The 11,929-nt window shown below is 61.4% G+C and carries 9 protein-coding genes; 2 read left to right on the top strand and 7 right to left on the bottom strand.

Annotation, left to right across the window (positions count from 1 at the left end):
- Nucleotides 1-90: 90 nt before the first annotated feature.
- Genes ACQGNJ_RS06155 through ACQGNJ_RS06125 form a run of 7 tightly spaced genes read right to left on the bottom strand, consistent with a single transcriptional unit; the run spans nucleotide 91 to nucleotide 8,369 of the window.
- Nucleotides 91-1,986 (bottom strand): methyltransferase domain-containing protein, encoded by a 1,896-nt coding sequence (locus tag ACQGNJ_RS06155; protein ID WP_426688358.1) that lies wholly within the window; start codon nucleotides 1,984-1,986, stop codon nucleotides 91-93.
- Complete coding sequence (locus tag ACQGNJ_RS06150; RefSeq protein WP_426688357.1) at nucleotides 1,983-2,903, bottom strand: glycosyltransferase family 2 protein; 921 nt, start codon at nucleotides 2,901-2,903, stop codon at nucleotides 1,983-1,985. Before ACQGNJ_RS06150 ends, ACQGNJ_RS06155 begins: the two co-directional genes overlap by 4 nt.
- Nucleotides 2,900-3,961 carry an NAD-dependent epimerase/dehydratase family protein gene (locus ACQGNJ_RS06145; protein WP_426688356.1) on the bottom strand — a complete coding sequence of 354 codons (1,062 nt, stop codon included), beginning with the start codon at nucleotides 3,959-3,961 and terminating at the stop codon, nucleotides 2,900-2,902. The genes ACQGNJ_RS06150 and ACQGNJ_RS06145 overlap by 4 nt, the downstream gene beginning before the upstream one ends.
- Nucleotides 3,958-5,037, bottom strand: coding sequence for an acyltransferase family protein (locus ACQGNJ_RS06140; protein ID WP_426688355.1), 1,080 nt, complete (start codon nucleotides 5,035-5,037; stop codon nucleotides 3,958-3,960). Before ACQGNJ_RS06140 ends, ACQGNJ_RS06145 begins: the two co-directional genes overlap by 4 nt.
- Nucleotides 5,034-6,395, bottom strand: a complete 1,362-nt coding sequence (locus ACQGNJ_RS06135; protein WP_426688354.1) for an ABC transporter ATP-binding protein — start codon at nucleotides 6,393-6,395, stop codon at nucleotides 5,034-5,036. The genes ACQGNJ_RS06140 and ACQGNJ_RS06135 overlap by 4 nt, the downstream gene beginning before the upstream one ends.
- Complete coding sequence (locus ACQGNJ_RS06130) at nucleotides 6,385-7,194, bottom strand: ABC transporter permease (protein WP_426688353.1); 810 nt, start codon at nucleotides 7,192-7,194, stop codon at nucleotides 6,385-6,387. The genes ACQGNJ_RS06135 and ACQGNJ_RS06130 overlap by 11 nt, the downstream gene beginning before the upstream one ends.
- Nucleotides 7,194-8,369, bottom strand: a complete 1,176-nt coding sequence (locus ACQGNJ_RS06125) for a cystathionine gamma-synthase (RefSeq protein WP_426688352.1) — start codon at nucleotides 8,367-8,369, stop codon at nucleotides 7,194-7,196. The genes ACQGNJ_RS06130 and ACQGNJ_RS06125 overlap by 1 nt, the downstream gene beginning before the upstream one ends.
- Before the next feature lie 248 nt (nucleotides 8,370-8,617).
- Between ACQGNJ_RS06125 and ACQGNJ_RS06120 the strand changes: the two genes are divergently transcribed.
- Nucleotides 8,618-11,038: a CmcI family methyltransferase gene (locus tag ACQGNJ_RS06120; RefSeq protein ID WP_426688351.1), complete on the top strand. Its 2,421-nt coding sequence runs from the start codon at nucleotides 8,618-8,620 to the stop codon at nucleotides 11,036-11,038.
- On the top strand, nucleotides 11,035-11,922 hold the full coding sequence (locus tag ACQGNJ_RS06115; protein ID WP_426688350.1) for a class I SAM-dependent methyltransferase: 888 nt from the start codon (nucleotides 11,035-11,037) through the stop codon (nucleotides 11,920-11,922). The genes ACQGNJ_RS06120 and ACQGNJ_RS06115 overlap by 4 nt, the downstream gene beginning before the upstream one ends.
- Nucleotides 11,923-11,929 lie beyond the last annotated feature (7 nt).

The raw sequence follows: 11,929 nt of genomic DNA, 5'->3' as shown, positions 1-11,929 counted from the left end.
ACCGTCTGTAGCGGCTGCCCTTCCAGTTTTTCCCAAGGTATCACCGGCGCAGACCGGCATCCACGTTTGTGGGCCGGTCAAGCTCAGGCGTCAGTGAAAAATCTGCCTCAAATTGCGCAGCCAACGCGTCATTCGCCACGAGCTGGAGGCCTCAATGCCATTGATCAGGTATTCGAGATCCTTCACCGTCAGCAGCCATACTTTCGGGCTTGGCTCACGCCGATGCCCGCGGACAGTCTGCTTGAACCAGCGCAACGGGCCGGTAAGTCGCCATGAGGCCGAATTCACCAGCTCGTGATAACGCAATTGAAGCAGCTGGACATATTCACTGTCAGGGCCGAAGTCGTGTGCCAATCCTTCCGACGGCGGCTTATTCGCATCGCCCTCTCCGCCTCGCAAGCGTTTGAGTTCTTGGTACAGGTTGTTGATTCTTACTACCGAACCTGCAGGCATGAGCAGTGGAACCTTGTCCAGCTTGCGCAGTGTGTAGAAGTAGTTCGCACGCCATTCCAGATCACTGTGCGTGGTGAACGAGGTCTCCTGGGTCTTCCAGAGCCGATAGATGCAGCCGACGTTCGTCGACGTCGCAACGCCTGCCACAGGTGCAACCCGGATGATGAAGTCCCAGTCTTCCGCGGTGGTAAGTGCATTGTCGAAGCGGAACTTCAGATCGCTGAAGAGCGAACGTGGGAATGCGAGCGAATGAAGCGGGCTGCGGTTCTCGACGAGATGCGCCACCAGATCGAAATGTTCCGGATAAATGGCCTGCATGCCTCCCACCGCGCGGGAAGCCAGACCGCCATCGGGCATGTCCACCTTGTCCCAGTGTTGGGCCACCGCTACAAGCCTTAGCAGTTGCCCGCAGTTCTTCTTCGCAAGCTCGTGGAATGTTTCTACCCAGTGTCCAAAGACAAGATCGTCATCATCCAGCACGGCAACATATTGACCCAGGGCGTAGTCGAATCCCGTATTCAGGGGGGTGGCCCGGGTGCCTCCATCGACCCGCACCAGCCTCACCCTTTCGCGCATCGATGCATGCAGATCCGCAATGACGCGCTCCACCGCCAACTGTCTTTCGAGATCGAGGTCGTGACCGATCACGCAGACCTCGAAGTCCTGGCAAGTCTGCGCCGACAGGCAGAGGAGAACCTCCCGCAAGGTGTCTATGCGCGAGCCTTGCGTGCGAGTCACCACCGTCAGGAAGGGCTGCTTCTCCTCGCGTCTTTCCAGGTAGGGTACGGAATCGCGAGCGCCGGCCCGTGGCCCGGGGAGGTAGGCCCGGACGAATTGGTTGATCAGGCCGGCGCCATTCGCTCCCGAACGCAGATTCGTCAGCAACTGGTGCAACGGGGCAGCCTCGCTGAGCACCGCATGTGTCTGTGGAAAGTATTGATCGCTCTTCGTCATCAATACGTCTTTCTTGTGCACCTCATGCCAGCCTGCAGACATCATCATTTCTTCGAGTCGATGCTCGGAGAAATACTGGAGGTGGGTATAGTCGAGAAGCCCCGATTCGGTGTAGTCGAACATGCCCATGGCCAGCTTGAACCCGATATCCCGATGGGTCACGTTCGGCACCGAGACGATCAACGGCACGTTGTGTTGCTGTGCAAGCTTGCGAAGCATGAGCAAGGCCTTCAATGGCTCCGCCAGATGCTCAAGCGTGTCGATGATGCACAGGGCGCTGACCGATGCCTGCGCAGGAATTTCCTTCTCGATCAATGCCAATGCCTGGTCCGGATCATGCAGATCCAGAAACATGGTGTCGAAGCCACGCGCCTTGAGAGAAAGCAGTCCGGGTTCATTGATGTCCAGCCCGATATATCGCACGTCGTATCGATCGCGCAGCACTTCGGCCATGCGGCCATATCCGCAGCCAAAGTCCAGGAATGCCCCACCTTTCCTCAATCCGAAGCGAGAGGCCAGATCAACCACATGGCCATAGACGTTGTCGTCCACATACTCGTTGTCGTATTGCTCCGTCATAACACGAACCTGTGCGCGGAATACGCGCCATCCTTGAAAACGGCGACCTTGTGAGACGGATCGATCTGTTCGGGCAACCGACCTTCTTCGCGCCGGGCCTGGAACTCTGCTGCTGCGGCGAGGAGGGTTTCCTCACCCGATCCCAGGAAATATTTCAGCACATCCCTCACGATGTCATCGCGATGATATTTGTAGGCAAGCAGCAGAGCGGCCTCGGCGGAGTAATACTTTTCGGCACCGCCCGGGACCCATTTTCCCTGCCCGCCAAGACGCTTGTCGTGAAACGCCAGGGCGCTGGCCTGATAGATCACTTTCAGTCCGGCCAGACGTACCCGCCATGAAAAATCCACGTCGTCGCAATAGAGAAAGAACGTCTGGTAGTCGAATCCACCTATCTCGGCAAATACTTGTGCCGGGATCAACGTGCATGCCGTAGCCGCCCAGCATGTCTCGCCGGTACCGGCGACATACTCCTTGGGATGCTCGATGGGGATCTGCTTTGCCTCAACCATGCCGACCTTCGTGTTGGCAAACGGCTTGGCCAGTTCAAGCAGTGTATTCGGTGCCATCATGATGTCCGGATTCATGATCAGCACGTAGTCTTCCGCTAGATCCTCAAGCAGGCGATTGTGCCCGCGCGCCGATCCCAGATTCTCGTCGAAGTATCGATAGTCCACCTCGTGCAGTGCGCTTCCGCTGCGGGCATGCGCCTTCACGGTCTCGCTCAAGGCAGGCGTGGGCGAACAATCACCGTAGACCAGTGCGACTTCCTTGAACACGCCAGCGGCGATGGCGAAGTCTGCAGCACGCTCCAGGTGCTCTATCGCCTGGTCGATCCGGTTGGCTTCATTGCCATACAACACCGAGTGGACACGAAGCGTCCCAAGGAATGGCAGTTTTGCGGCAGGTGCCATCATGGTGTCTCCAGTTGCTGATCGATCCAGTCGCAAAGCTGGCGAATCCCGTCCGACAGCGCGACTTCGGGCTGCCAGCCGATCGCGGCGGCACGGCCAACCTCACACCCGGCGTGACGAACGTCGCCATTGCGGTACTTTCCGCACACATGCGGAGGTGGCGCGCCGTAGTGCGCGGCTATCAGATCCGCGATATCGCCAATGGTGGTCGGCTGTCCGTAGCCGATATCGTAGATTCGGCCATCGGCGAGTTCCTTGCGCATGGCCGCGATCAATGCACGAGCCACATCGGAGATGAATACGAAATCCCTCCGCATGAGTCCATCCTCGTAAAGAGGAATGCTCTTTCCCGCGCGTGCAAGGCGCGAGAAAAGCGAGACGATGCCGGTATATGGATTGTCCAGCGATTGACCGGGGCCATAGACGTTCTGCAGGCGCAGGATGGCCACCTCCGAGCCAAAGCTGAGCGCCCAAGACCGAATGATGTGCTCTTGCGCCAGCTTGGTTGCGCCGTAGATGCTGGTTGGAGCGGCTGGCGTGGCATCGGCCACGAAGGGCAACGCGTCGGCTCCGGCGAAATCCCACTGGCCCGCTTCCAGCATCGCCATCGAACGCTGTCCGGGAGACATCGTGGAGCCATCCTCACGGACCCATACCCCTTCCCCATAGACCGCACGACTGCTGCTCAGCACGAACCGCCGGGGCGCATGGCCCGCGGCAGCGAGGGCATCGAGCATGCGCGCCGTGCCTGTCACGTTGACGTGGGTGTGCCGGCTGGCTTCGCTCAGGGACTGGCCCGTCCCCGTTTCGGCTGCCAGATGAACAACCAGGCTTGGCCGCCATTCCGCCAGAAACGCTGTCCAGGTCTCGGGCTCACAGACATCCGCCACGATCAGCCGAACATCCTCATGGAGTTCGGCAGGACGGATACCCCTGGCATGTACCTGCGGATGCAGGGAATCGATCGCGACAATCGGCAAACTGTCGGAGGAAGCAATCAGGTGCGACAGCGCGCTACCGATGAAGCCGGCGCCGCCGGTGATCAAGATGCAGTCTTTCATAACTCGGATATTTCCTTGCGGGTCGGGCTGGCGACGGCCAACCTTTTGGCGGGCTTGAATGCCAACACTCTCTTTTCCAGTAGATGCCAGGAGGCGTAGCCCAGCATCAGTGCGATCACCGAAGCGATGAGAGCATTGTCCAGTGGTCCCATCGTCGGGCCGCACAAATGGAACAAAGCCTGCTGTACCGGGAAGCCATAGAGATAGATGCCGTAGGACGGGTCGCCAAACCGACCCGCCCTGCAAATCACGGGGGTCGGTTGTACGGCGAAAGACAGCACCGCATACGGCAGCACGATCATCAACCCGATCTGTTGCAATGTCGGATCCGGAGTCTGGAAAAGCGCCAGCACTCCCAGCAGCAGCAGCGAGACGGGCGCGCTGAGCCAGCGCTTCATGACCGTCAGCGAGTACAGGGCCCCGATGAAAAAATAGGGACCCACGTCTGCCACGGAGCGGGACCCGGTGCCCCAGAAAACGAGCTGATGATCCGAGGGCGCCCGCAGATAGACCAGCGAACAAACCGCCAGCGCGACGGTGACGAGAATCAACAGCCACCTGCTGCGGTCAACTATCGTCGTCAAGAAGACAACCGGCAGCACCAGATACATCAGGAACTCGGCCGGCAGGCTCCAGAGCGAACCATTGACCGCGTTGGGATACACGTTGTCAACGAATACACCGGGCAAGCTGTAGATCGGATACAGGAAGAAGTTGTAGACGAGATAACGCCAGGTACCGGAGTTCGCAAAATACTCTCCCGGAGGAAGCGTCGTGAACGCGGGTCCGAGCACGCCAATCGTCAGCACCAGCACCAGCGCGAGACCCGGAATCAGGCGCATGCAGCGTCGCAACAAGTAACGGTAGACGTGGGGATCGGACTCCCAGCTCCTGGCCACAAGAAAGCCACTGACGATGAAGAAAATCTTCACCGCCACGGACTGCACGGCATTGCCCACAATCACATCATCGGGATGAGCCGACAGCGGGTGTGCATGCCCGAAGATCACCACCAGGGCAGCAACGATGCGCACGGCATCGAAACTGTTCAATCGATGTGCTGTTGCCGTGTTCACAAGGGCTCTCCCCGGATCACGGTGGCCTCGATGCCGTGCATGGGGATGCCGATCAGTCCGGTGGACACGCTGCTTGATCGGCTGCTGATGATCAGGGCGTCATGTATCCATTGATGCATGTCATGGTCCTTCTGCGTGCCGTCGGCGACTGCGAGGCTGACCGCATAGTCACCCACCGGAAGAATCGGCATGCGAAATTCGAATGAGGCATCAATTCGGTCTCCACTGCCGGCAGCGAGTGGTTCGTGCATGTAGCGAAGGAACGTGTTGTCGCCAAACAGCGGTTGACCCTGCCTGTCCTTGACAACAAAACCGATGATCAGAGCACGCGCCGACCTGAGTGCGCGCAGTCGCAGTGCGATCTTCACGCGCTCCCCGCCTACCACCCATGCGAGCCTGCGCCCGGCTGTGTCGACAAACGCCGCGTGTTCGAACACGACGCCTGCCGTGCCGAAGTCATGACCCTGGCTGAACTTGAATATTTCGATGTCGTTGCGCAGATTGGAATCCTTCAGCAGCTCCACGCGCGGATCCATGCCATCGTCGTCATCGTGAACGTCGGCAAGATCCTCGGCCACGGAAATGTCATCGTGACACGAATCCACGCTGCCCTGAGCGGCCCGGTAGAGGTCCGCCAGATAGGCTCCGGCAACGGCTTTCGGTGTGTCATCCATGGCGATCACGCCGTCCTTCAGCCAGATCACCCGGTCGCAGAGCGCTGTGACCGAACCCATGTCATGGCTGACGAACACCAGAGTGCCGCCGTTGTCACGAAAGCGATGCAGGTAGCGCATGCACTTCTGCACGAAATAGGCATCGCCGACCGCCAACGCCTCGTCGACGATCAGGATATCGGCGTCCACATGTGCCACCACGGAAAAGCCCAGCCGGGTGAACATGCCGCTCGAGTAGGTCTTTACCGGTCGGTCGATATAGTCGCCGATGTCGGCGAATTCGATGATCGACTCACGCCGCAACTCCACCTCGTCTGCTGACAGGCCATAGATCTGGGCGCACAAGTCGATGTTCTCGCGCCCGGTAAGTTCCGGATTGAACCCTGCTCCCAACTCCAGCAGTGCGGCTACCTTGCCCTGCACGTCAACATGTCCTGACGTGGGCGTCAGCGTTCCGCAGAGGATGCTCAGCAGGGTCGACTTGCCTGCGCCATTGCGCCCCACGAGCCCGACTGTCTGCCCCCGCGCCACCTCGAAACTGATATTGCGAAGTACCTCATGCTCGTTGAAGAAGCGCACCTTTCCGCGAAAGACCATCTGCCACAGCCGATGCGACGGCTTTTCAAAAAGGAGATAGCTCTTGGAGATTCCCGAGACGGTTATGGCAGGACGGTCAGAGCACATCGGCAAAGCCCTTTCGCGTTCGGCAGAACCACCAGTAGCCTGCGTACATCACGATGGTCGAACACACGGTATAGACGAAGATCGCGAAAAAATCGGGAAGACTTCCCTCGATCGTCACCTTGCGAACCTGCAGGATGATGAGGGTCAGGGGATTGAGGTACATCAGATAACGATATCGCTCCGGCACAAGCTCCATCGGGAAGAATATCGGACTGAGGAACATCATCAGGGTCAGCAACAGCGGAATAACCTGTTGCACGTCGCGCAGGAAAGTGCCAATCGACGACAGAAACCACGACAAGCCGAGCAGCATGGGCAGCAGCGGCAGCAGGACAATGAAGACCAGCGGCCACGTCGGCGGAATATGCCCCGCAATCAGGAGCTGGCCGAGCAGCAGGATCAGGATATTCACCAGAAGGTGAAAAGCTGCAGTCGCCAGCACCATCCATTGAAGTGTGGCCAGCGGAAACACGACCTTCTTGACATAGGTTCCGTGCTCGATGATCAAACCGGGTGAACGCCCCAGGACGTCCGCGAAGAACAGATGAACGATCAATCCCGAGAACAGCACGACGGGATAGAGTTTGGATGGCGTCCCGCCCCATTTCGCCTGAAGCATCATGCCCAGAACGAACCAGTAGGCGAACAGCAGCAACAGCGGGGTACCCAGCGCCCAAAATGTTCCGAACGCCGAGCCCTGATAGCGCGCACGGATGTCGCGCACTACCAATCGCTTGAGCAGTGCCCAATTGCCCGTCAGTTCGGAGACGGGGCTGCGCTCCGGTGGCAGCTGATTCATCAGGCAGCCTGGCCCAGGGCGAACTCGAGCTCGGCCTTCAAGTCCTTTACATCCTCCACGCCCACCGACAATCGGATCAGCCCATCGCTGATGCCAAGCCGCTTGCGGTTGGCTGCCGGCACCGAGGCATGGGTCATGATCGCCGGATGCTCGATCAGGCTTTCGACGCCGCCCAGCGACTCGGCCAGGGCGAACAGTTCGCAACGCTCAAGCATCCGGCGCGCCTTCTTCAGGCCGCCTTTCACCTCGATCGTGATGATGCCGCCGAAACCCTGCATCTGGCGCTTGGCCAGGGCGTGCTGCGGATGGCTCTTCAGGCCCGGGTAGATCACTCGCTCCACCGCGGGATGCTTCTCCAGCCACTTCGCCAGCTCCATCGCACCGGCGCAATGCGCCTGCATGCGCAGGTGCAGCGTCTTGAGGCCGCGCATGGCGAGGAAGGCATCGAACGGGCCGGCCACCGCGCCCACCGAATTCTGCAGAAAGCCCATCTGTTCGGCCAGCTGCTTGTGGCCGGCGACCACAATGCCGCCCACCATGTCCGAGTGGCCATTGAGATATTTGGTCGCCGAATGCAGTACCAGATCCGCGCCGTATTCGAGCGGCCGCTGAATCATCGGCGAGCAGAAGGTGTTGTCGACCACCAGGATCAAACCGTGCTTCTTCGCAAATGCGGCCACCTTGGCCAGGTCGACCAGCTTAAGCATCGGATTGGTCGGCGTTTCTGCCCAGATCATCTTGGTGTTCGGCTTCAGCGCGGCCTTCATCGCCGCAGCGTCATTGAGGTCGATGAAGCTGAAGTCCAGTCCAGCCGAACGCCGGCGCACTTTCTCGAACAGCCGGTAGGTACCGCCGTAGAGGTCATCCATCGCGATCACGTGACTGCCCGAGTCGAGCAGGTCCAGCACGGTCGCCGCCGCCGCCAGCCCGGATGCGAACGCGAAACCGGCCACGCCACCTTCCAGATCGGCCACGCAGCGCTCGTAGGCCATGCGCGTCGGGTTCTGCGTGCGCGAGTACTCGTAACCCTTGTGTTTGCCGGGACTTTCCTGCACGTAGGTCGAGGTGGCGTAGATCGGCGTCATGATCGCGCCGGTGCTGGGGTCCGGGTGCTGGCCGGCGTGAATGGCGCGGGTGCCCAGACCTTGAGTGGCGTGCTTGCTGCGTTTGTTCATGGTGATCCGTGATATTCAGGGAACAGGAGCGTGCTGACAAAGCGCCTATCTTACTCGCCGCATGGCGCCCAGCCGAACCTTGACAGGATCGCCCATTCATCAAAGCTTACGGATGGGAACGTGATTTCTATTGCGTTGCATGCGCGTGCGTATTGCACATCACCCCGGGAAACGCGATCTTTGACGCTTTCCGGCATGGACCGTATGACTGCGCTCCCAAGGCCATTTGCCGACCCAGCGAGATCTTCATGATGACGAATGGCCAGACCCCCGCCCCACCTGTCCGTGAAGTGGAAGGGGTCGTGGACGGTTTCTCCGGCTACGTCGCAAGAGGTTGGGCACGCTGCATGGACGACCAGGCGGAGCCTCTGACCATCGAGATCCGCGCCGGCGATACCCTGCTCGGTAGCGGGCTGGCGAACCTGTACCGCGCAGACCTTGCTGCTGCGGGCAAGAAGGACGGCCATTGCGCCTTCGCCATTGCGCTGGACTGGCTGCCCGACGACGGCACCGAATTGGCGGTGATCGCGATCGGCCACGGGCGCATCCACCCGCTGGCCGGCAGCCCGCTGGTCGTCAGTCAGGTGAGTGTCGCCGCGCCACCCGCAGCTGTCGACATCCTGCCGCTGCCGCTCGGTACCGCCCAATGGCAGGGTTCGCTCGATCAATGTGGCCCGCGACTGATCCGCGGCTGGGTTCGCCGGCGCGATGGCAACGGCAGCTCGCCGATGCTTGCACTCCATGAAGGCGGTCGCGAGCTGTTGCGCTTCACCGCCAACCAGTGGCGGGCCGACGTTGCCGAACTGCAGCACGGCGATGGCTGCTGCGGCTTCGAGGTGGCACTTCCCGACACGCTGTGCGACGACCATCTGCACCGGCTCGATCTGCGTCTGGCCGATACCGGCGAGACCTTGCTGCAGGCGCCGTTCGTTGTGCGCATCGCGCGGGCAAGCCTCTCCTCGCGGGAGCGCTCGCGCTGGCCGGCGGCGCTGGCGCGCGAGCCCGTGGCCGAACCGGTGACGCTGTCGGTGATCGTCAACTTCTACAACATGCGGCGCGAAGCCGAACGTACGCTGACCTCGTTGCGCAGCGACTATCAGCTGGGTGCGGGCGATTTCAGCTATGAAGTGCTGTGCGTCGACAACGGCTCCTCGCCTCCGCTGGAGGAGGACTGGATCACGTCCTTCGGCCCGCAGTTTCGCCTGATCCGGCCACGCCAACAGGCTTCCTCGCCCTGCGCGGCGTTGAACGAGGCGGCACGGCTGGCGCGCGGCAAGTACCTTGCCGTGATGATCGATGGAGCCCACTTGCTCACCCCGGGCGTATTCGAGGAGGCGCGGCTGGCGTGGCGGCAGGATCCCGATGCCGTGGTTGCCCTGCGCCACTGGTTCGTGGGGGGGGATCAGCGCTGGCTGGCCATGAGCGGTTATACCCGTGAGCAGGAGGACGTGCTGTTCGACCGGATCCGCTGGCCGGCCAACGGTTATGAGCTGTTCCGCATTGGCGCGCCGATCGGCGAAAGCCCCGAACCCTGGTTCGACGGACTCAGCGAAAGCAACTGCCTGATGCTGCCCACCGCACTCTACGACCGCCTCGGCGGCTTCGACGAGGCATTCGACCAGGCCGGTGGCGGCTTCGCCAATCTTGACCTGTGGCGACGTGCCAGCGAAGCATCCGAAGGCGCGCTGGTTTGCCTCATTGGCGAGGCCAGCTTCCATCAGTTCCACGGCGGCACCACCACCAACGTGGACGATATCGAGAAGGACTTGCGCGTGCGCGGCTACGCCAACGCCTACCGTGCGCTGCGCGGCGAAGACTATCTCTGGGTCGAGCGCTCGCAGCTGAGTTTCCGCGGGCGATTGCGCTCGGAGTTTGCCACTGGCGTGCGTCAGCGCAGCCTGTTGCCGTTGCGTCTTGGCATCACCGATCAGATCCGCCCGGGACAGTTGGCGCTGCACTTCGACGAGGGCGCGCAAACCCACCTGCAATCGGTTTATGCCGAATGCGGCCTGCACAATGATGTGCGCTGGCTGGGTCAGCCGGTGGGCGTGGCGCCGGCAGATCTCATCAGCCTGCAGGAAATCATCCAGCAGGTCCGACCCGACGCGATCGTCGCGGTGGGTGTGACGACCGGCCTGGTCGGCTTCATCGACGACGTCCTGCTGGCCGCCGACCTGCCGGCGTCGCGTGTCTTGCATGTCGATGCACAAGCCTGCACCGCCGCATCGGGCCGGGTCACGTCACTGCGCGGCCTTCCGCTCGATCCAGCCATTCAGGCCGCCGTTCGCCACTGGCTGGGCAGCGCCGAGACCGTGCTGGTGCTGCACGCGGCCGGATCGGCGGAGGCGTTTTCGGTGGCGTCGCTGCAGGCCTATGCGCGCCTGGTCTCCCACCGCTCCTACCTGATCTGCACGGGAACGCTTTTCGGGCAGCCTTGGCTGGGCTATTCAAGCCACCAGCACGTGCAGACAATCCGCGAATTCACCCGCGGCGACTCGACCTTCGTGAGCGATCGGGGCTGGACGCGGCAACTGATCAGCACCTGTCCCGGAGGTTATCTGCGCAAGGTGGGTGGCTCTCTCACCGCCGCCCAATACGACGCCACGCTGGACACCTTCACGGCGGACGCCACGGCCTCCGCCCCGCCGCTTCCCGGGAACCCGCAATGAACCGCTTCTGGCACCGCTACCTCAAGCCGATGATCGAAACCGCACAGCCACGCCGGATCATGGAGATCGGCGCGGACCGCGGCTGGAATACCCGAAATATCCTGCAGTACTGTCGCGAGCACGCTGCCCATGCCGACATCATCGACCCGGCGCCGCAGCCCGGCCTGCATGAGGTGCTGGCCGATTTCAGTGCCGCCGAGTACCGCTACCTGCCACTGAAAAGCCTGGCCGCCATTCCGCAGCTGGATACCCCGGACATCGCCCTGATCGACGGTGACCACAACTGGGCCACCGTGCACAGCGAACTGAACCTGCTGCACGCACGCGCCGAACAGCTCGGCCTGCCGCCTCCGATCGTCTTCTCGCATGACGTGGCGTGGCCGTATGCACGACGCGACATGTACTACAACCCGGATGATCTGGACGCATGGCAGAAGCATCCCTACGGTTATCGCGGCATGTTGCCCGGGGTGGCCGAACTGGTCGAGCACGGCATGAATGGCGTGCTGGCCAATGCGCTGCACGAAGGCGGCCCGCGCAACGGCGTCCTCACTGCGATCGAGGATTACATCGCCAGCAGCGGCACCGAATTCATCTTCCGCAAGCTGCCCTTTTTCAACGGCCTTGGCATCCTGGTACCGGCCGCCCGGATGACCCAGGAATTGCAGTCCCTGATCGACAGCTTTTTCACCGCGGACGCCATGCTCGATGCCTGTCTGGCGCTGGAGGCGGACGGCATGCACCTGCGCGCCATCCTGACCTCGACCGAGACCTGCTTGACGCGTCGCACCGAGGCACTGGAGCGCGCGCGCGCCGTCATCGAGACGCAACGCCGCCACATCTCTCAACTGGAACAGCGCGTCAACATCACCCCGCGGGATTGAGCCGGCA

The organism is Rhodanobacter ginsengiterrae, assembly GCF_050026815.1.
GTDB classification, from domain to species: Bacteria; Pseudomonadota; Gammaproteobacteria; order Xanthomonadales; family Rhodanobacteraceae; genus Rhodanobacter; species Rhodanobacter ginsengiterrae.
This window is presented reverse-complemented; position numbering and strand designations above follow the sequence as displayed.

Excerpts from the sequence above, each read along its gene's own strand:
- ACQGNJ_RS06155 (WP_426688358.1), bottom strand. The coding sequence starts at position 1,986 with ATGACGGAGCAATACGACAACGAGTATGTGGACGACAACGTCTATGGC.
- ACQGNJ_RS06150 (WP_426688357.1), bottom strand. The coding sequence starts at position 2,903 with ATGATGGCACCTGCCGCAAAACTGCCATTCCTTGGGACGCTTCGTGTC.
- ACQGNJ_RS06145 (WP_426688356.1), bottom strand. The coding sequence starts at position 3,961 with ATGAAAGACTGCATCTTGATCACCGGCGGCGCCGGCTTCATCGGTAGC.
- ACQGNJ_RS06135 (WP_426688354.1), bottom strand. The coding sequence starts at position 6,395 with ATGTGCTCTGACCGTCCTGCCATAACCGTCTCGGGAATCTCCAAGAGC.
- ACQGNJ_RS06130 (WP_426688353.1), bottom strand. The coding sequence starts at position 7,194 with ATGAATCAGCTGCCACCGGAGCGCAGCCCCGTCTCCGAACTGACGGGC.
- ACQGNJ_RS06125 (WP_426688352.1), bottom strand. The coding sequence starts at position 8,369 with ATGAACAAACGCAGCAAGCACGCCACTCAAGGTCTGGGCACCCGCGCC.
- ACQGNJ_RS06120 (WP_426688351.1), top strand. The coding sequence starts at position 8,618 with ATGATGACGAATGGCCAGACCCCCGCCCCACCTGTCCGTGAAGTGGAA.
- ACQGNJ_RS06115 (WP_426688350.1), top strand. The coding sequence starts at position 11,035 with ATGAACCGCTTCTGGCACCGCTACCTCAAGCCGATGATCGAAACCGCA.